2 protein-coding genes (1 of these 2 cut by a window edge) are annotated in these 22,687 nt (G+C 65.2%); both read right to left on the bottom strand.

What is annotated here, in order from left to right:
• Positions 1–12,941, bottom strand: the 5' portion of a protein-coding gene (locus AC07VF_RS22830) for a non-ribosomal peptide synthase/polyketide synthase (protein ID WP_495009049.1). 3,238 nt of this gene lie to the left of the window's left edge; only the first 12,941 of its 16,179 coding nucleotides appear in the window; it begins with the start codon at positions 12,939–12,941; the stop codon falls past the left edge of the window.
• A complete protein-coding gene (locus AC07VF_RS22825) occupies positions 12,941–22,687 on the bottom strand; it encodes an amino acid adenylation domain-containing protein (RefSeq protein ID WP_495009048.1) in 9,747 nt (3,248 codons plus the stop codon). Before AC07VF_RS22825 ends, AC07VF_RS22830 begins: the two co-directional genes overlap by 1 nt.

Below are 22,687 nucleotides of genomic sequence, written 5' to 3'. Positions count from 1 at the left end.
CCTTCGTGGGCGCCGTCGAAGCTGATCGACAGGAAGTGGAACTTGCGGTCTTCCGGCGTAAAGCGATAACGCTCGCCAATGGTCTGGATGTGCATCGAAATGTCGGCGTGGGCGATGGCCGCACCCTTCGGCTTGCCTGTCGAGCCCGAGGTGTAAATCAGGTACGCCAGTTGTTGCGGGTGAATCACCACATCCGGTGCCATTTCCGGTTCGGACGAGCAATCCAGTTCGTCGATGTTCAGCAGCGGCACGTCGCCCACCGGCACGCGATCCAGCGCCGCATCGTGGCTGATCAGCAGCTTCACGCCGCCGTCTTCGAGCATGTAGCGCAGGCGTTCGGTCGGGTAATCCGGGTCGAGCGGGATATACGCCCCACCCGCCTTGAGCACGGCATAAAACGCCAGCCACAGATCAATGCCGCGCTCCATGGCAATCGCCACGCGCACTTCGGTGCCGATGCCTCGCGTTCGCAAGGCGTGGGCCAGTTGATTGGCTCGACGATCAAACTCGGCAAAGGTCAGGCGCTGTTCGCCATGGACCAGCGCGATGGCGTCGGGGCGAATGCGCGCGTGGTCGGCGATCAGCTCGTGAATCGGCCGATCGACGTAAGGCGAAAACGGCGGCGTGTTCCATTGATCCAGCGCGGCCAGGTCGGTTTCGCCGAGCAACGGCAGGTCGCCGATGGCGGCATGGGGTTGCGCGCAGATCGCCCGCAGCAACGTGACCAGTTGCTCGAACAGACGCGCCACGGTCGAGGCGTCGAACAGGTCGGTGGCGTAATCGAGGTAGCCGCTGATGCGCCCGTCGCGGTGTTCGAAGGTGCCCAGCACCAGATCGAATTGCGCGCCCTTGATGTCCCCCTGCCGGGCTTCGCAGCTCAAATCATCGAACTGCAGCAGCGACAGATCCGGCTGTTGCTGGTGGTTGTAGCTGACCTGGAACAGCGGGTTGACGCTCAGGCTGCGCGCCGGTTGCAGCGCTTCCACCAGTTGCTCAAACGGCAGGTCCTGATGGGCGTGGGCGCCGAGCAGGTTGTCCTTGACCTGGGCCAGCAGCGCGGTGAACGGCTGGTCGCCGCTGACCTGGGCGCGCAGCACCAGGGTGTTGACGAAGAAGCCGATCAGGCCCTGGGTCTGCACCTCGGCACGCCCCGCCACCGGCACGCCGATGCGCAGATCGCGCTGGCCGCTGAGGCGATAAAGCAGCGTGTCGAACGAGGCCAGGAACAGCATGAACAGCGTGGCGTCGTGGGCTTTCGCGGTATGGCGCAGTGTGTCGGCCAGGTCTTGCGGCAGCACGAAGGCATGGCGCCCGCCTTTGCCGTCGCGCTCGGCGGGACGCGAACGGTCCGCCGGCAGTTCCAGCACCGGCTGTTCGTCACCCAAGGCTTCACGCCACCATTTCAATTGGCGCTCGCGCTCGGCGCCGCTCAGGTGTTCGCGCTGCCAACTGGCGTAGTCGGCGTATTGCACGCTGAGCTCTGTAAGTTGCAGCTCAGCCAGTTGCGCGTCGCTGCCTTGGGCAAACCGGCGATACAGCGTGGCGAAGTCTTCGAGCATGACCTGCACCGACCAACCGTCGGAGATGATGTGGTGCATGCACAGCAGCAGGCGCCATTGATCGTCCGCCACCCGCGCCAGGGCCACACGCCACGGCGCGCGCTCGGCGTCGAGGTCGAAGGGCTGATTCATGAACGCCTCGGCCAGCGCGTCGAATGCTGCTTCCGGCGCAGCGTTGTCGCGCAGGTCATGGCGGGCGATGTGCACGCTGCTGATGGGCAGAATCCGCTGCTGCGGCACCGCCTCCCCGTTTTGCATCGGCGACGGGCGGAAGCAGGTGCGCAAGGTTTCGTGACGGCCTGCCAGGGCGTCGAAGGTCTGTTGCAGGGCATCAAGTTTCAGCGCGCCGCTGAGGTTGAGCACGCACGGCAGGTTGTACGCAACACTGTCGGGCTCCAGTTGCGCAAGGAACCACAGCCGCTGCTGGGCGAAGGACTGCGGCGCGAATTCCCGGTCGGCACGGGGCTGCAGAACCGGCATCGCCGTGGCGAGCGCCTGGGTGTTCAGGTAGTGGGCCAGATCGGCGAGGACCGGCGACTCGAACAGCGCACGCAGGGGCAGCTCAAGCTTCAGGTCGCGGCGGATTTGCGCCACCAGCTGGATGCCGAGCAGCGAGTGCCCGCCTAGGGCGAAGAAGTTGTCCTGACGCCCGACCTGGGCGACGCCGAGCAGCTCTTGCCACAGTGCGGCCAGTTGGGTTTCGACGCCGGCCAGTGGCGCTTCGAAGCTGCGCTGCTGGATCTGTGGATCGGGCAGCGCCTTGCGATCGAGCTTGCCGTTGGCGGACAGCGGCAGAGTGTCCAGCGTGACGAAGTGCGCCGGGACCATGTAGTCCGGCAGGCGCTGTTTCAGTTGGGTGCGCAGCTGTTCTTCGTCGAAGTCCTCGGCAACCAGATAGCCCACCAGCTGCATGCCGGTCGCCAGTTCACGGGCAACAACCACCGCTTCGCTGACCGCCGGGTAATCCAGCAGCGCCGCTTCGATCTCGCCGATTTCAACCCGCAAACCGCGCAGTTTGATCTGGTGATCGAGACGGCCAAGGTATTCCACCACGCCGTCGGCACGCCAACGGGCCAGGTCACCGGTGCGATACAGCCGCTCGCCGGTGCCGAATGGGCTGGCAACGAAACGCTCGGCGGTCAGGCCGGGACGCAGGTGATAACCGCGCGCCAAACCGTCGCCGCCGATGTACAGCTCGCCCGGTACGCCGATGGGTTGCGGATTGAGGCGGCTGTCGAGGATATGGATCTGAAGATTATTTATCGGGCGACCGATGGGCACGGAAGCACCCGGTTCGTCGCGGCAGGTCCAGTGGGTGACGTCGATGGCCGCTTCCGTCGGGCCATACAGGTTGAACAGGCCAGCGTGTGGAAGGCGCTGCAAGGTTTCCCGGGCCAGATCGGCAGGCAGGGCTTCACCGCTGCAGACGATGCGTTTCAAGGAAGCGCAACCGGTGAGATCGTCCTGGGCCATGAAGGCACCGAGCATCGACGGGACGAAGTGCAGCGTGGTGATCTGCTCTTTTTCGATCAGCCTGTTGAGGGCAACAGGATCGCGGTGATCACCCGGCTGAGCGACCACGAGACGCGCACCGACCATCAACGGCCAGAAGAACTCCCACACCGATACGTCGAAACTGAAGGGCGTTTTTTGCAGCACGGCGTCGGTTGCATCGAGTGCATAGGCTTCTTGCATCCAGGCCAAACGGTTGAACAGCGCCGCGTGAGTGTTGCCCGCGCCTTTCGGTTTCCCCGTCGAACCGGAGGTGTAAATCATGTAGGCCAGTTGCTCGGGGTGCAGTTCTAGGACCGGCGCTGTGACGGGATAATCCGCCAACGCCAGATGATTCAAGTTCACCAATCGCAAGCCTTCAATAACCGGCAGATCAGCGATCACCGCATCGTGGCTCAGCAGCAAACCAATGCCGGCGTCTTCGAGCATGTAGCGCAAACGGTCCGCCGGGTACTCCGGATCAAGCGGCACATACGCCCCGCCGGCTTTCAACACCCCGTACAGCGCCACCACCATTTCCACCGAACGCAACGCCGCCACGCCCACCAGCGATTCGCGACCGACGCCCTGCTCGCGAAGGTAATGGGCCAGTTGGTTCGCCCGCTTATCCAGCTCGCGATAACTCAACACCTGCTCGCCAAAGCGCAACGCCTCGCGCTCAGGGTGCATCTGCGCCAGCCGCTCAAAATGCTGATGCACAAACGGCTCAGAATCCCAATCCCGCGCCGTGTCATTGACCAGCGCCAACTGCGCGCGGTCTTCAGCATCCAGCAACTCGAAGTCGCCAATTGCCGCGTCCGGCTGCTCGATCAACTCGATAAACAGCTGCTCAAAGCGGGCATGCAAGCGCTCGATGCTGCCGTGATCAAACAGGTCCGTGGCGTAGTTCCACGACCCACCCAGCCCGCCGTCGGCGTCCTCAAAGGTGTTCAGCGCCAGGTCGAACTGGCTGCTGCCGTCGTCCAGCGGCAGCACGTCGGCACGCAGGCCGGGCAATCCAGCGAGGGATTCGAAGTCCTGCTGCTGGTGATCGTAGGCCACCTGGAACAGTGGGTTATGGCTCAGGCTGCGGTGGGGTTGCAGCACTTCGACCAGTTGCTCGAACGGCAGGTCCTGATGGGCCTGGGCACCGAGGGTCCGCGCCTTGGCCTGTTCCAGCACCTGGCGATAGGTCAGCTCGGCAGACACCTCGGCCCGCAGCACCTGAGTGCTGACGAAAAAGCCGATCAGCCCTTCGACTTCCAGCCGCGAACGGCCGGCAATCGGCACGCCGATGCGCAGGTCGTTCTGGCCGCTCAGGCGGTGCAGCAACACTTGATAGGCCGACAGGATCGCCATGAACGGCGTGATGCCCTGTTGTCTGGCGAACTCGCGCAGGCGCTGACTGAACGCGATATCGAAGGCGAACAGCACGCGATCACCGCGATAGCTCTGCTGGGGCGGACGCGGCCGGTCGGTCGGCAGTTGCAGCACCGGGTGCTCGTCACCCAGTTGCTCGCGCCAGTAATTCAACTGCCGCTCGCCCTCGCCCGCCGCCAGCCATTCGCGCTGCCAGGCAGCGAAGTCAGCGTATTGCACCGGCAATGGCGCGAGTTGCGGCGCGCGGTTTTCCACGGCCGCGCGGTACAGCTCGCAGAATTCCTGCAGCAGCACGCGCACCGACCAACCGTCCGAGATCATGTGGTGCAGGCACAGCAGCAGACGCTGTTCGTCAGGCGCGACACGCACCAGCGCCAGTCGCCAGACGGGGCTGCGCGACAGGTCGAACGGACGCTTGACGAAGTCTTGAGCCAGGGCGTTGAAGGCGGTGTCGATATCCCCTTCATGGCTAATATCCAGCCGCTCGATCTCCACCCTTGAAGCAGGCTCGATTTGTTGCATCGGCACGCCCTCGACCGCCAGGAACCGCGTGCGCAGCACTTCATGACGCGCGGTCAGGCCGTCGAATGCCGCCTGCAATGCAACCTCGTTCAGCTCGCCGCACAAGCGCACGGCGCCCGGCAGGTTGTAGGCATGGCCGCCGGGTTGCAGCTGATCGAGGAACCACAGGCGCTGTTGGGAGAACGACTGCACGGCCCGGTCTTGCGAACGTGGGGTCAGCTCAAGCTGGGGGGCCTCGGTTTGGGCCAAGCCCGCAATGCGCTGGGCGAAATCACTGAGGCGCGGCGCGTCGAACAGCGCGCGCAACGGCACGCTCAGTTGATGCTCATGGCGCAGCCGGGAAATCAGCTGCATCGCCAGCAGCGAGTGGCCGCCGAGCTCGAAAAAGTGATCGTTGCGGCCGACGGCGTCGATGCCCAGCAGTGGCTGCCAGAGCGCCGCCAATTGCTGTTCAAGGCGCGTTTGCGGCGCCTGATAATCGCTGGAGATCACCTGTGGATCGGGCAGCGCGTTGCGGTCCAGCTTGCCGTTGGGCAACTGCGGCAGGCGTTCCATGACCACGATGTGCGCCGGCACCATGTATTCCGGCAGGGTGTTTTTCAGCTGCTGCTTGAGGCTGTCCTCGGCCAGACCGTTGCCGCCGACATAACCGAGCAAGACCTTGCCGTTTGTGCTGTCACGGACGATGACCAAGGCCTCGCGAACGCCCTTGCAGGTTTTCAGCGCGGCTTCGATCTCACCGGCTTCGATGCGGAAACCGCGGATCTTGATCTGGTGGTCGATACGGCCCAGATACTCCAGCAGCCCTTCACTGTTCAGCCGCACGCGGTCGCCACTGCGATAGAGGCGCTCACCGGCACGGAACGGGTGCGGCAAGAAGCGCTCGGCGGTCGCGCCCGGACGGTCCAGATAACCCCGCGCCACGGCACCGCCGAGGTACAGCTCACCGGCAATGCCTTGGGGCAGCGGATTGAGGTCTGCGTCCATCACGTAACCCTGACGATCCCCCACCAGGTCACCGATCGGCGCGTAGGCCGTGGTGAAGTCGGCGGTCTCGGCGGAGGCCAGCCACAAGGTCGGCGTCACTACCGTTTCGGTCGGGCCGTAGCCGTTGATGATCCACAGCGGCTGCAAATTGCGGATCACGTCGTGGAGCATCTCGCGGCTGAAGGCTTCACCGGCGAAGCAGTAGGTTTTCACGCCAGGACCCTTGCCCTGCACCCCGGCCCAGTCGGACAGCTGACGCAGGTAGCTCGGCGGGAACGACGCCACGGTGATGCCTTCGCGGATCAACGTGTCGTAGGTCTGCTCAACGCTCCACAGTTCCTGATCCCGCAGCACGACTCGGGCGCCGTAACACAGCGGCATCATCCAGCCTTCGTGGGCGCCGTCGAAGCTGATCGACAGGAAGTGGAACTTGCGGTCTTCCGGCGTAAAGCGATAACGCTCGCCAATGGTCTGGATGTGCATCGAAATGTCGGCGTGGGCGATGGCCGCACCCTTCGGCTTGCCTGTCGAGCCCGAGGTGTAAATCAGGTACGCCAGTTGTTGCGGGTGAATCACCACATCCGGTGCCATTTCCGGTTCGGACGAGCAATCCAGTTCGTCGATGTTCAGCAGCGGCACGTCGCCCACCGGCACGCGATCCAGCGCCGCATCGTGGCTGATCAGCAGCTTCACGCCGCCGTCTTCGAGCATGTAGCGCAGGCGTTCGGTCGGGTAATCCGGGTCGAGCGGGATATACGCCCCACCCGCCTTGAGCACGGCATAAAACGCCAGCCACAGATCAATGCCGCGCTCCATGGCAATCGCCACGCGCACTTCGGTGCCGATGCCCCGGGCGCGCAAGGCATGGGCCAGTTGGTTGGCGCGTCGGTCAAACTCGGCGAAGGTCAGGCGCTGTTCACCATGGACCAGCGCAATGGCGTTGGGCCGAATGCGCGCGTGGTCGGCGATCAGCTCGTGAATCGGACGATCGACGTACGGCGAAAACGGCGGCGTGTTCCAGGCGTGCATCGCGCTGATGTCGCGTTCGGTGAGCATCGACAGCTCGCCGATGCGCGCCTCGGGGAAGCGGCAGAGGCCGTCCAGCAAGGCCTGAAAATGCCCGCACAAGCGCTCGATCTGTTCGGCGCTGAACACGTTGCTGTGGTAGTTGACGTGAACGTGGGCGTGCTCGCCCGCCACCACCGCCAGGCTCAACGGGTAGTGGGTCTTGTCGCTGAGTTCGACGGAACCCAGGTTGACACCGTTGGCCTGCTTGTCCCGCAGCACCGCGTCCACCGGGTAGTTTTCGAACACCAGCAGGCTGTCGAACAGGTCACGGCCGGCATGACCTGCGTAACGCTGGGCCTCGAACAGCGGCGTGTGTTCGTGCTCGCGCAGTTCCAGGTTGTGGGCTTGCAGGTCATTGAGCCAGTCGCCGACCTTCTGCTGCGCTTGCGGCGCCTGCACCAGCGGCAGGGTGTTGATGAACAGCCCGAGCATGCGCTCGATGCCCGGCACCTGCGCGGAACGACCGGACACCGTGGCGCCGAACGCGACCCGCTGCTGCCCGGTGTAGCGCTGCAACAGCAGGACCCAGACCGCCTGAATCAGCGTGTTGACGGTCACGCGCTGACGGCGGGCGGCGCTGTTCAGCAGCTCGCTGTTGAGGTCCATGGAAGTGACGCGCACCTGATTCGGCAACGGCTCGCCGGTGCTGGACGTCGGCGCGGTCAGGGCTGCTGCCATCATGGTCGGTTGGTCGAAACCGGCCAGGTGGGTCTGCCAGAAGGTCTTGCTGCCCTCGGCATCGCGGCCCAGCAGCCAATCGACGTAATCCGCGTAATGCCCGGCGGGCTGCGGCGTGGTGTCAGACATCGCCGCCTGAATCACCTCGCCCAGCACCGCCGCGCTGCTCCAGCCGTCCAGCAGAATGTGGTGGAAGGTCCAGACCAGTTTCCACAGCGTCTCGCTCTGGCGAACCAGCAACACGCGCATGAGCGGCGCCGCGTGCAGGTCGAACGGGGTTTCCCGCTCGGCCACCAGCACGTCCGCGAGGGATTGATCGCCAGCGCGCAGGTCAAGTTCGCGTACGACCAGCGCAGCATCGCGACGAATCAGCTGCACTGGCTGTTCGCTGCCAGGCACGCGCAGGAACGCCGCACGCAGGATCGGATGGCGCTGAACCGCCGCCGCCCATGCCGATTTGAAGCGGGCCACCGGCAGGTGTTCGATGTCCAGCGCCACCTGATTGATGTACAGGTCGCGAGCGCTGGCGGGATCGGCGACCTCGCTGCCGCTCAGCTCGGTGTGGAACAGCAGGCCTTGCTGCATCGGGGTCAGTGGGTACAGCTGTTCGATGTCCCAAGCCGCAACCGGGAGTGCATCGAGTTGTGCCTGAGTCAAAGCGAGTGCCGGGAAGTCCGACGGCGTGACCGCAGAGTGCCGACGGCAGTGTTCGATCACCTCGTCCAGCGCTTCGGCATAGGCGTCGAGCAGGCGCTGAACCGACGCGGACTCGTGGCGCTCGTCGCTGAAGCTGCAGGTCAGGCTGAATTGGCCGTCACGGATCTGCGCGTCGATGGACAGCTCGCCATTGAGCGGCGCATCGGCGGCGCGCTGGGCACCACTGCCCTCCTCGGCCAGGCTGAAAAGCCCGCTGCTGTGTTGCAGCCGGCCCATGTAATTGAACAGCACGCAGCCGTCCAGCGCCGGCAAGGCTTCGCCGCGCAGATGGCGCAGCAGGCCGTAACCGAGGCCGCCATTGGGCACGGCGCGCAGGGTTTCCTTGGTGTGTTTGAGTGCCGCGTCGAGGTCGTCGTCGGCATGCAGGCTGACCGGGTACAGGCTGGTGAACCAGCCGACGGTGCGCGCCGGATCAACGCCGTCGAACAGGTCTTCGCGGCCGTGGCCTTCCAGGGCGATCATCGCCCGGGATTCGCCGCTCCAGCGCTTCATCGCCCGCACCAGCGCGGTCAGCAGCAGGTCGTTGATCTGCGTGCGATACGCCGCCGGGGCCTCGCTGATCAGCCGGTCAGTGCGCGCGGCGTCCAGTTGCAGGTGCAGTTGACGCACGTGGTTTTGACGCGCTTCGGCCTGGGGATTGGCGCAAGGCAATTCCGGTGCTGACGGCAGGTTGCGCCAGTAATCGGCTTCGGCGAGCACGGCGTCGCTGTAGGCGAAATCCAGCAGGCGGTTGGCCCAGCGCTGGAAGGATGCGGTCTTGTCGCCGAGGTCGATGGCGAGGCCCGCTTGCGCCTGGGTGTAGGCGTTTTGCAGGTCCTCCAGCAGGATGCGCCACGACACGCCATCCACCACCAGATGATGAATCACCAGCAACAGACGCTCGCCGCCTTCGGCCAGGGTGAAATGCACGGCGCGAAGCAGCGGGCCGTCTCTCAGATCGAGGCTGGTTTGGGCTTCGTCGCAGGCTGCATTGAGTTGCGCGAGGCTGGATTCACGCTGCCACAACAGGCCTTCGTGAGCCTGCTCTTCGGATGAAAGCTCTGCACGATAGCGTTGCTGCCACTGGCCGTTGTCCTGCTGCACAAACCTCATGCGCAGGGCATCGTGATGGTTAAGTATGGCGTGAAGGGCCTGGGTCAGCGCCGGAAGGTCCAGGGCTTCGCTCGGGTTCAACAGCAGCGACTGATTCCAGTGACTGCGGTTCTTCATCGGTTGCTGGAAGAACCAATGCTGAATCGGCGTCAGCGGGATGTCGCGGTTCAGCTCGATGGGTTCGACAGCTGTCACATTCTGAGTGACCACCTGAGCGACCTGGGCCAGCTCGGCGATGGTCTGGCGTTCGAACATCTGCCGGGGCGACAGCACGATGCCGGCCTTGCGGGCGCGAGAGATGATTTGCAGGCTGAGGATCGAGTCGCCGCCGAGGGCAAAGAAATTGTCCTGACGACCGACCTGGGCGACGCCGAGCAGGTCTTGCCAGAGCGCGGCCAGTTGCGCTTCGACCCCGGCCAGTGGTGCTTCGAAAGCACGTTGCTGGATTTGCGGGTCTGGCAAGGCTTTGCGGTCGAGCTTGCCGTTGGCCGACAGCGGCAGACTGTCCAGCGTGACGAAGTGGGCCGGGACCATGTAATCCGGCAGGCGCTGTTTCAGCTGGGCGCGCAGGCGTTCTTCATCGAAATCATTGGCGACCAGATAACCCACCAGTTGCATGCCGGTCGCCAATTCACGGGCGATGACCACGGCTTCGTTGACCGCCGGGTGATCCAGCAGCGCCGCTTCGATTTCGCCGATTTCAACCCGCAGGCCGCGCAATTTGATCTGGTGATCGAGACGGCCGAGGTATTCCACCACGCCGTCCGCACGCCAGCGGGCCAGGTCACCGGTACGGTACAGACGCTCGCCGTTGCCGAATGGGCTGGCGACGAAGCGCTCGGCAGTCAGCCCCGGACGCAGGTGATAGCCGCGAGCCAGACCGTCGCCGCCGATGTACAGTTCGCCGGGAACGCCGATGGGTTGCGGGTTGAGGCGGCTGTCGAGAATGTGGATCTGCAGATTGGCGATGGGGGCGCCGATGGGTACGGAAGCGCCCGGTTCATCCACGCAGGTCCAGTGGGTGACGTCGATGGCCGCTTCGGTCGGGCCGTACAGGTTGAACAGGCCAGCATTTGGCAGGCGCTGCAGGGTTTCCCGAGCCAGATCGGCAGGCAAGGCTTCGCCGCTGCAGACGATCCGTTTCAGGGAGGCGCAGCCGCTCAGATCGTCCTGAGCCATGAAGGCACCGAGCATCGACGGGACGAAGTGCAGCGTGGTGATGTGCTGTTGTTCGATCAAGGATTTCAACAGCAGCGGATCGCGATGATCACCTGGCTGAGCTACCACCAGACGCGCGCCAACCATCAACGGCCAGAAGAACTCCCAGACCGACACGTCAAAACTGAAGGGCGTTTTTTGCAGCACCGCGTCGGTGGTGTCGAGGGAATAAGCGTCCTGCATCCAGGCCAGACGGTTGAACAGCGCCGCGTGAGTGTTGCCCGCGCCCTTGGGTTTCCCGGTCGAACCGGAGGTGTAAATCATGTAGGCCAGTTGTTCGGGGTGCAGGTCTACAACCGGCGCCGTGACGGGATAATCCGACACTGAAAGCTGATCCAGATTGATCACCCGCAGCCCTTCGACAACCGGCAGATCGTCGATCACCGCATTGTGGCTCAGCAACAAACCAATCCCGGCGTCTTCGAGCATGTAGCGCAGACGATCAGCGGGATACTCGGGATCCAGCGGCACGTACGCAGCACCTGCTTTCAGCACTGCGTACAGCGCCACCACCATTTCCACCGAACGCAACGCCGCGACGCCCACCAGGGATTCGCGCCCGACGCCCTGCTCGCGAAGGTAATGGACCAGTTGATTGGCCCGCTGATCCAGTTCCCGATAACTCAACACCGTATCGCCAAAGCGTACAGCCTCCCGCTCGGGATGCACCTGCGCCAGAAGCTCAAAGTGGCGATGAACAAACGGCTCGGCACCCCAGTCCCGCGCCGTGTCATTCACCGACAACAACTGCGCGCGGTCTTCAGCGTCCAGCAACTCGAAGTCGCCAATCGCAATGTCCGGACGCTCCAGCAACTCGGCAAACAGCTGCTCAAAACGCCCATGCAGGCGCTCGATGCTGCCGTGATCAAACAGGTCAGTGGCGTAATTCCAGTTGCCCGCCAGCTCCCCCGCCGCGTTTTCCCAGGTGTGCAGCGCCAGGTCGAACTGCGCGCTGCCGTTGTCCAGCGGCATCAGCGTCGCGTTGAGGCCGGGCATCAATTGCAGCGCTTCGTCCTGGCGTTGCTGATGGTTGTAGAGCACCTGAAACAGCGGGTTGTGGCTGAGGCTGCGTTCCGGCGCCAGGGCGTCGACCAGTTGCTCGAACGGCAGGTCCTGGTGGGCTTGGGCGCCTTGGGACGCCAGGCGAACGCCATCGATGATCTGGTTGAAGCTGGCGTCGGACTGGACATCGCCGCGCAGAATCTGGGTGTTGACGAAAAAGCCGATCAGGCCCTCGGTTTCGGCGCGCTGACGCCCGGCAATGGGTACGCCGATGCGCAGATCGGTCTGCCCGCTCAGCCGTTGCAACAGCACTTGATAGGCCGCGAGGAGGACGGTGAACAGCGTCACGCCGCGCTGCCGGGCCAGTTCTCGCATACGCCCGGACAGCGCCGCGTCGAAGCTGAATGGCAGGCGCGCTCCACGGAAACTCTGGCGCGCCGGGCGCGGACGGTCCGCCGGCAATTCCAGCACCGGCGGTTCATCGCCCAGTTGTTGCTGCCAGTAGGCCAGTTGCCGATCACCCTCGCCCGCGTCCAGGCAGGCGCGCTGCCACAGGGCGACATCGGCGTAAGTTAGGGGCAGCGGTGGCAGTGAGTCAGTGTCGTTTTGAATGGCAGCGCGATACGCTTCGACGAAATCCAGCAGCAGCACTTGAATCGACCAGCCGTCGGCGATGATGTGGTGCAGGCACACCAGCAGAACGTGCTCATCTGCCGCGCGTTCGATCAACGCCACGCGCCACAGCGGGCCCTGGGCCAGGTCGAACGGGCGTCGGGCGAACGCATCGGCGAGCGCCTGCACCTCGCCCTCGTCGTCTGCGTGCAGACGTTCGAATGGCAACGACTGATCGCCGAGAATCACCTGCTCCGGCGTGCCGTCTTCAGCGGTGCCAAACACCGTGCGCAGGCTGGCATGACGCTCGGCCACGCGCTCGAACGCCGTTCGGACGGCCCCAACATCCAGCTCGCCCTTCAGGCGCAAGGCACCCGGCAGGTGATACGTGCTGTTGCCCGGTTCCAGTTGCTCCAGAAACCACAGCCGTTGCTGGGAAAACGACGCCGGGCTGCGCTCGCCCGCCACGCCCGGCGGCACCGGCAACGACGACGCATCCAGGCCCTGCTCGCGCAGCTTGTTCAGAAACACCCGACGCTGAGCGCTGCCAAGGCTGAGGAAACGCGTGGCCAGGGCCAGCAGCTTGCTCCGGGAAGTCATGCTCGGTTGCGACATCAGTTGCTTTCCTCCAGCTCATTCATTAACTCGTCCAGGGCATCGAGCCGGTCGAGTGTCAGGGTCTGCCCCTGCAAGGTGTCGATCAGCGCCGCCTGAGCGGCGACGGTGGTGGCCTCGAAGGCCTGGGCCAGCGGGATGCTCACCCCGAGACGCTCGCGAATCCGCGACAGCAGCCGCGTCGCCAGCAACGAATGGCCACCGAGTTCAAAAAAGTTGTCGTGACGACCGACCTGCTCGACGTTGAGCAGGCTCTGCCAGAGTTCGGCGAGGACTTCCTCGCGCTCGCCCTGTGGCGCTTCGAACTCGCGTTCTTCCAGGCTCGGCGCCGGCAGCGCCTTGCGGTCGAGCTTGCCGTTGGCGTTGCGCGGCATCTGCGCCAGCACGACGATGTGCGCCGGCACCATGAACGCCGGCAGGGTTTGCGCCAGCGCGGTTTTCAGCACGTCACTGGACAACGCCTGCTGCGCCTCGGCGACCACGTAGGCCACCAGTTGCGGACCGTGGGCCGTCGGTTGCGCGCTGACCACGGCGTCGTGCACCGAGGGTTGCGCCAACAGCAGGTTTTCGATTTCGCCCAGCTCGATGCGCTGGCCGCGGATCTTCACCTGGAAGTCCGCACGGCCGACGTATTCCAGCGCGCCGTCGGCGTTCCAGCGGGCCAGGTCGCCGCTGCGATACAGCCGCGCACCCGCCTCGCCAAACGGATCCGGCAGGAAGCGCTCGGCGGTCAGCCCTGGCCGCGCGGCGTAGCCACGGCCCACACCGACGCCGCCGATGTACAGCTCGCCCACCACGCCGGGCGCTGCCAGTTGCAGGTGGGAATCCAGCACGTACAAGCAGTTGTTGTCGGTGGGTCGGCCGATCGGCATGTTGGCGTTGAGCGCCGGCGCGCCGATCAGGGTGTGCAGCGCGACATCGTCGGCGCACTCGGCGGGGCCATAGGCGTTGACCAGCGGCACCTCGGGGTAGCGCGCAAACCAGCGCGCGGCGAGGTCCGTGGTCAATGCTTCACCCGTCGGCAGCAGCCAGCGCAAGGCATCGAGGCGCTGGGGCGCGACCGCGAGCATGGCGTCGATCACCGCCGGCACGCACTCCAGGACGCTGACCTGATTGGCCGCCACTTCTTCCAGCAGGCGTTGCGGATCCTGCACCACGGCGTCCGGCAGAATCTCCACGCGCCCGCCGAACAGCGGCGCGGTCAGGAACTGCCACACGGAAATGTCGAAGCCGGTGGCGGCGGTCTGGGCAATGACATCGCCCTCGCCCAGGCGCAGATACGGCAGCTTGGACATCTGGTTGTTGAGCATGCCGCGCTGGTTGACCATCACCCCTTTCGGCTCGCCGGTGGAGCCGGAGGTGTAGATGACGTAGGCCAGTTGCTCGGCGGTGGCGTAGCGGCCGGGGTTCTGGTCAGCAAGGGAATCGCTTCCGGTCAGCAGCTCTTCAAGCACCCGCACACGGGGCTTGCGTTCCGCCAGCGCAACGATCGCCTCGACCTGGGGCAGACATTCGCGGGGCGTCAGCAATACCGGCGCGGCGCTGCTCACCAGCATGCGCGCGCTGCGCCCGGCCGGGTGACGATCATCCAGGGCCAGATAGGCCGCACCGGCCTTGAACGCGCCGACGATCATGCTCAACAACGGCAGGCCGCGCGGCGCAAACAGCGCCACCACGTCATCGCCCTGCACGCCCGCCGCAATGAGGCCGTGACCGATGCGGTTGGCCTGACGATTGAGTTCGCGGTAGCTCAGGCTCTGACCCTGACAACGGGCCACTTCCTGGGCCGGATGGGCCAGCACCCGCGCCTCGAAACGCTCCAGGTAGCTGATGTCGTACCAATGCTTTTGCACCGGGCCGAGCCCTTGGGCCAGCAACTGCTCGCGCTCGTTGTGCTCAAGGATCTGCAACTGACTCAGCGTCTGCTGCGGGTTGTCGATCAACTGCGTGAGCAGACGACGGAAGTGGCTGACCAGCGTGCCCATGTCGGCGTCGTTGAAGTGCCGGGTGTCGTAGGTCAGCTGCAGTTTCAGGGATTCGCCCGGCAGCAGCACCACGGTCAACGGGTAGTTGGTGTGGGTGCGGTTGGCCAGCGGGTTGATGCGGTATTCGTTCACGGCCTGCTGCACCTCGGCCCCCAACGGAACGTTCTCGAAAACAAACAGGCTGTCGAACAGCGGCTGGCCGCGCGGGGTGTCGGCGAGCAGCTGAATGTCGGCCAGGGACAGGTGTTCGTGCTGACGCATGTCGGCGTTCTGCCCCTGCAACGCGTTGAGCAGCTCCAGCGCCGAGGCGCCGATGCCGGGCCGGCGGATGCGCAGCGGCAAGGTGTTGATGAACAGCCCCAGTGCGCCTTCGATGCCTTCCAGCTCGGTCGGACGACCGGCCACGGTGACGCCGAACAGCACTTCGTCGCGGTCGGCATGGCGCATCAGCAACAAGGCCCAGGCGGCCTGCACGAAGGTGTTGGCGGTCAGGCGATGCTGACGCGCTTGTTCGGCGAGTTTTGCGGTCTGCTCGACGCCCAGCGCCAGGGTGACGTCGCGCATCTGCGTTTCACCCTGCTGGTTACGCTGCACACTGTGGCGGTACGGCAGCGGCGTGACGTCGGTGAAGCCCGCCAGCGCGTTGCGCCAGTAATCACGGCTCACCGCTTCGTCCTGCTCGGCGAGCCAGGCGAGGAAGTCGCGATACGGCCGCGCCGGCGGCAGGCTGACCTGTCGGCCATCAAGGAACGCACGGTAATGGGCGAAGAATTCGGTGAGCATCAGGCCCCGGCACCAAGCGTCGATCAGCGCGTGGTGGTGGCTCTGGACGATACGGAAGTCCGCCTCGCCGAACTTGATCAGGCGCAGGCGCAGCAACGGCGCCCGGGCGAAATCGAAGCCCTGCTCGCGCTCGCTTTTCAGCAGCTCATCAAGCTCGGCTTCGGCGGCTTCGCGAGACAGATGGCTGAGGTCGATCAGTTGCACCGGCGACGGCACGCGACGCATCACAATCTGCCGCTGCACGCCGCTTTCCAGGCCGTGAAACGCCGTGCGCAACGCCGGGTGGCGCTGCACCACGTGCTGCCAGGCGAACTTGAACGCGTCGAAATCCACGTGGGCGCCGACGTCGTACTGGTCCTGCATCAGGTAGATGCCATTGCCCTGCTCCAGCAGGCTGTGCAGCAAAATGCCCTGCTGCATCGGCGCCAGCGGCAGAATGTCTTCGATCTCCCGCGCGGGAATGCCCAGCCCGTCGAGCTGATCCTGATTCAGGCCGGCCAGAGGGAAGTCAGACGGCGTCAGGCCGGCGTTGGATTCATCGCCGCAATGGGCGATCAGCTGCAGCAGCTGTGCTTCATACAGCGCCACCAGTTGCTCGATGCTGTCGCGGCTGAAGCGCGCGCGGCTGAAGGTCCAGTCCAGCTGCAACTGGCCGTCGCGCACCTGACCATCGACCGCCAGGGCATTGGCCAGCGGCCCTTGGGGGCAACGCAGATTGCCCGGCGTGCGGCTCGACAATGCGAACAGCGCGCCCTCGCTGTCGTCGAAACGGCCGAGGTAGTTAAAGGTCACGCCCTGGCCGGTCAAATCCGGCAACTCTGCGCCGGCGAGGTATTTCAGTACGCCATAGGCGAGGCCCTTTTCCGGTACCGCGCGCACGGCTTCCTTCACCGACTTGAGGGTGGCGATTGCGTCATCCGCGGCGTCCAGCGCCAGCGGGTACAGGCTGGTGAACCAGCCGACGCTGCGGCTCAGGTCCAGAGTGCGGGTGGCGTCCTCGCGGCCGTGGCCTTCGAGGCTGATGACGTGGCGACGACGGCCGCTCCACTGCCACAGCGCCTGGGACAGCGCCGCCAGCAGCAGGTCATCGATGCGTGTGCGGTAGGCGGCCGGGGCTTCGCTGAGCAGGCGGCGGGTGGCGGTCGCGTCGAGGGTCAGGTGCAGGGTTTCGCTGTCGCCGACAAGGCTTTCCACGGACGCATCGCCGGGCAGTACGGCATCGGCGGCATTCAGCCCTTGCCAGTACGGCAGCTGTTTTTGCAGTTCAGGGCTGTGCGCCAGGGTGCTCAACGACTGCGACCAGGTCTGGAAGCTGGCGGTTTTATCGGCCAATGCCACGCCCTTTCCAGCCGCCAGTTGGCTGTAAGCCAGTTGCAGATCTTCCAGCAGCACCCGCCACGACACGCCGTCCACGGCCAGGTGATGGATCGCCAGCAGCAAACGCGCTTCGCCCGAAGGCAGGCGCGCATGGACCACCCGCAGCAGCGGACCGGTGTCGATGTTCAGGCTGCGCTGGGCTTCGTCGTTAAGCGAATCGAGGTCGTCTTCGCGGCTCAGTTCACAGGTCCACAGCACGCGCTCGGCACTTTCACTGTCGCGGTAACGCTGCTGCCACTGGCCTGCATCGTTCTGATGGAAGCTCAGGCGCAAGCTGTCGTGATGGGCCAGTACGGCCGCGAGGGCCTGTTGCAACCGCGCAGTGTCCAGCGCCTCGGGCACGTCGAGCAGCAGCGACTGGTTCCAGTGCTGACGCTGGGCGATGGGCAGGCTGAAGAAGCGCGCCTGAATCGGCGTCAGGGCAAACTCGCGGGGTGCGACCGCCGCTGTGACGGGCGCGGCGGCAGGTTTGGCTTCGGCCACCGTGGCGACCTGGGCGAGTTCGGCGATGGTCTGTTTTTCGAACAGCTGCTTGGGCGTCAGGCGAATGCCCTGACGCCGGGCCCGGGCGATGATCTGCAGGCTGAGAATCGAGTCGCCGCCGAGGGTGAAAAAGTTGTCGTGACGGCCCACCGCCTCGACGTTCAGCGCCGCTTGCCACAGCGCGGCGAGTGCGGCTTCGACCCCTTCACGGGGCGCTTCGAAATCGTTGGACGCCAGGGTCGGCGTCGGCAGCGCGCTGGCGTCGAGCTTGCCGTTGGCGGTCAGCGGGAAGGCATCGAGGGTCAGGATGTGGCTCGGCACCATGTAGTCCGGCAGGCTCTGGGCCAGCTGTGTTCGCAGCGCCTCGCCGTCCACCGTTGCACCACTCGCCACCAGCGCATAAGCGATCAATTGGCCGCGATCATCGACGCGCACGTGGGCGTCACGCACGCCGTCCAGCTGGCGCAGGCGCTGGGCGATTTCACCCAGGGCCACGCGGTAGCCGCGCACCTTGACCTGATCGTCGGCACGGCCGAGGAATTGAATCTGCCCGTTGGCCAGCAACCGCGCGCGGTCGCCACTGCGGTACAGCCGAGCACCGCTGCCGCTCGGATCCGGAATGAAGGCCGCAGCGGTCATGGCCGGACGCTGGTGATACCCCCGCGCCAGACCCGGCCCGCCGATGTACAGCTCACCGACGTCGCCCTGCACCACCGGCTGCAGTTGGTCGTTGAGAATCAGCGCCACGGCATTGGGCAGCGGCCGGCCGACGGGCACGCTGTCGCCCATCGACGCTTCAAACGCCTCATTGCTCAGCACGCCGACGGTGGTTTCAGTCGGGCCGTAGTGATTGATGACCCGGCAGCCGGGTTTCAGGCGTTTGACCTGGGCCACCAGCTCCCACGGCAGCGCATCACCGCCAAGGATCAGCGCGTGGTCGGGCAGCACATCGGCCGCATTCGTCGCCTGCAGCAGGCCGTTCAAATGGGTCGGCACGATCTTCAGCACGCCCACCTTGTGCTCGGCCATGTACGCGGCGAAGCGGTCGGCGTCGTTGGTGCGCTCGGGACTGATCAGGTGCAGCGAACGCGCCGAGCACAGCGCGCCAAACAGCACGGTGTGGCCCAGGTCGGCGCCGACGGTGGAGACCATCGCCATGCTCGCCTCGGGCGCCAGATCAAGCCGTGCGAGTAAGCCCTGGACGTAATCGGCCAGGGCGCCGTGGCTGATGACCACCCCTTTCGGCGTGCCGCTGGTGCCGGAGGTGTAGATCAGGTACGCGGCCTGATCGGCGTTTACGGGCACATCTAGTGTTGTCGCCGGTAGCGAACGCCACGCGGCATCGGCAGCCACGCCGATAAGGTCGCCACTGAAGTCAGCCGGTGCAGCCACATCGCTGATCAACCCGCTTGCGCCACTGTCGGCCAGGACAAACGCCTGGCGTTCGGCTGGCCATTTCGGGTCCATCGGCACAAACGCGGCACCACTCTTGAGCACCGCCAGCAGGCCGACGACGAACTCCAGCGAGCGCTCCAGCAGAATACCGACGCGGCTTTCCACGCCCACACCGGCCTGACGCAGATGCTGCGCCAGTTGGTTGGCCTGGGCATCGACCTCGGCAAAGCGGGCGCTGCGCTGTTCGTCTTGCAGGGCCAGGCGATTCGGCTGCGCGCTGACACTGGCATCCCACAGGCTCAGCACATCAGTGGCCGGGAACGTCACTGTTTCCGCCGCGACAAATGAAGGCTCGGCGCCGATCCGCAGATCAGCCAGACGCACCTGAGGTTGCGCCACCACTTGCGCGCAGATCCACAGCAGATCACCCGCAAGACCGGCGATGCGCGGCTCGTCAAACAGGTCGCAGGCATAGGTGAAAACCGCTTGAATGCCGTCGGCATCGTCGGTGATGTCCAGGCCTAAATCGAAATGCGCCGAGTAGTCGTCGAGCTGGCTGACGTCCATGCGCACACCGGCCATTTCAACGTTCTGCGGCAGCGGGAACTGCTGGGTGAATTTCACCTGGCACAGCGGGTTGTGGCTGAGGTTACGGGACACGCCGAGGGCTTCGACCAGTTGCTCGAACGGCAGGTCCTGATGGTGTTGCGCGCCCAGCGCGGTGTGGCGCACGGCCTCAATCAGCGTGCTGAACGACTGCTGCGGCGACACCTCGCTGCGCAGCACCAGGGTGTTGACGAACAGGCCGATCAGGCCTTCGGACTCGGTGCAGGTCCGCCCCGCCACCGGGACGCCGACGCGCAAATCGGTCTGGCTGCTGTAACGCTGCAACAGGGTTTTGTAGGCGGCGAGCATGACCATGAACAGGGTCGCGCCGTGTCGGCTGGCGAGGTCGCGCAGGCTTTGGCTCAAGTCGCGGTCGAGGGCGATGGCATAGCGGGCGCCGCGGTGGCTTTGTTGCGCCGGACGCGGGCGATCGGCAGGCAGATTCAAGACGGTCTGGGCATCACCCAATTGCTCACGCCAGTACGCCAGTTGGCGCTGACCTTCGCCACCGGCCAGACGCGCGCGCTGCCAGGCGGCGAAGTCGGCGTATTGGATCGGCAGCGGCGGCAAGGCCGGCTCTGCGCCCTTTACATGGGCGCTGTACAGCGCGGCGAACTCCTTGAGCATCACCTGCACCGACCAGCCGTCGGCGATGATGTGATGCAGCACCAGCACCAGTTGCTGCCGATCCGCCGCCAGCCGCACATTGAGCACGCGCCACAGCGGGCCGTTCTGCAGATCCATCGGTTGCTCGACCGCCGCTCTGGCCAGTTCGCTCAACGCGTCCTGCGGGTTAGTGTCCTCACTCAGGTAATGCCGTTCAATCAGCACCTGGCCCGGCGCGTGAATACGCTGCACCAGCTTTTCGTTGGCGTCGATGGCGAAGGTGGTGCGCAGGCTTTCGTGGCGGGCGGCCAGATCGTCGAAGCTGCGTTGCAGCGCGGCATCATCCAGTGCGCCGTTGAGGCTCAACTGGCCGCACAGGTGATAGGCGCTGCTGTCCGGCTCCAGCTGCGCGAGGAACCACAGGCGCTGCTGGGCAAAAGACTGCTCGGGGTCACTGTCACGGGAGATCAGCGGTACGCCCTCAGGGCGTTCGGCGCTGCGGGGCTGGGTGGAGACGTGGACGGCGACGTGGGCGTTGAAGGCGCCAAGGGTCGGGTGTTCGAACAGGTGCGCGGGCTCAAGTGTCAGGCCCAGCTCGCTGTTCAGCCGCGACAGCACTTGCACCACGCCGACCGAATCGCCGCCACGGGCGAAGAAGTGGTCGGCGGCATTCAGGTCGCTTTTGCCGAGGACTTCCTGCCACGCCGCCAGCACTTCCGGCAGCAACGGCGATAAATCAACTGCAACGTCTGCGCTGTCAGTATCGAGCAAGCGGCCGTCCTGCCAGATCGCGAAGCTGTCGAGGCTGCCGTTCTGCCAGCCGCTGCGGCAGGCGGAACGTTGCAGCTTGCCGCTGGTGGTGCGCGGCAGTGCGCCCGGCTCCAGCAGCACAATGACTTTCGGCGCCACCAGAAACAGCTCGGACACCGCGTCGCGCACCGCTTCACAAATCATCGGCGGCTTCATCAGACGGCGCACGTTCCGGCTGATTTCCAGGGCCAGGCCAACGCCTTCGACGCCCTGTTCGTCCGTCACCGGGAAGGCGGCGATGCGCCCGCGACGCAGCAGCTCGACGCTTTTCTCCAGCGCCTGCTCGATGTCCTGGGGGTACAGGTTCTGGCCGTTGAGGATGATCAGATCCTTCAAGCGACCGGTGATGAACAGCTCGTTGTCGCTGGCAATGCCCAGATCGCCGCTGCGCAACCAGCGCTGGCCGTCTTCCTCGACGAAGGTCTGCGCGGTGGCTTCGGCGTTCTGCCAATAGCCCTGGGCGACGCTTGGCCCGGCTATCCAGATTTCGCCGACGTGGCCGGACGCGAGGGGTTGCAGCGTGGCCGGATCGACAATCCGCAGGTCATGATCGGGCCGGCACCAGCCGCACCCCGGCAGACGGCTTTTGGCATTCTGATTGGCGAACACCGCCTCGGCGGCATCCCCGGCGGCGAGCTGGCTGCCGTCGAAATGCTTGATGCCGAACGGCCTGTCGCGCTCGGCGGCGCTCACGTACAGCGTCGCTTCGGCCAGACCATAGCTCGGCGTCAGGGCGCGGCGATTGAAACCGGCCGGCGCAAAATGCTCGCTGAAGGCATCCAGCGTGGCGATGCGGATCGGCTCGGAGCCGGAAAACGCCAGGCTCCAGTTGTCCAGTGTCAGGTTTTTCACCGCGCTGGGTTTGATGCGCTCGACGCACAGGCGATAGGCGAAATCCGGGCCGCCGGAGAAGGTCCCGCCGTACTGACTCATCGCTTCCAGCCAGCGCGCCGGGCGGCCGAGGAAATAGTTCGGCGACATCAGCGTCAGCGTACCGCCGTAGTACAGCGGCAGCAGCAGGCCGCACATCAGGCCCATGTCGTGGTACAGCGGCAGCCAGCTGACCCAGCTTTCCAACCCCGAATCGGAGACGAAGTGCCGGGCCATGGCGACTTCGTTGGCCATGAGATTGTCGTGGGAGACCATCACGCCTTTCGGTGCGCTGGTGGAGCCCGAGGTGTATTGCAGGAAGGCCAGCGACGCGGTGTCGATCAGCGGCGCCTGAAAGCCTGCGTGGCCGTCGGTGATCTCTTCGACCGCAGCGAAACGCCCGCCAGCGGGCATGAACGGCTGCAACAGGTGTTGGAATTTATCCAGGTCTTCCCGGCGCCCGAGGACCATCTGCGGCGCGGCGTCGTGGAGGATGCCGGTCAACCGGTCGAGGTGGGTCTGGCGGTTGTACTCGGGGGCGAAGGCCGGCACGGCGATGACCTTGGCGTACAAACAGCCGAGGAACGCCGCCGCGTAATCGGCGCCGGTCGGCAGGATCAGCACGCACCGCTCGCCGCCCTGCGCACCGAGATTCTGCTGCAGGCAGGCGGCAATCGAACGCGCCTTGGCATCCAGCTGGGCGTAGGTGGTCAGCAGCGGCGGCTGGTCCTCGTGGACGATGTGTCGAAGGGCAATCCGGTCCGGCTGGGTCTGCGCATAAAAGCCCACCAGTTCGGGAAAATGCGCGGCCTGATCTCGTATGGATTTCAT

Source organism: Pseudomonas sp. GW821-FHT02H06, from assembly GCF_059421525.1.
The sequence above is the reverse complement of the archived record's forward strand: the minus strand, read 5'-3'. Positions and strand labels throughout refer to the sequence as shown.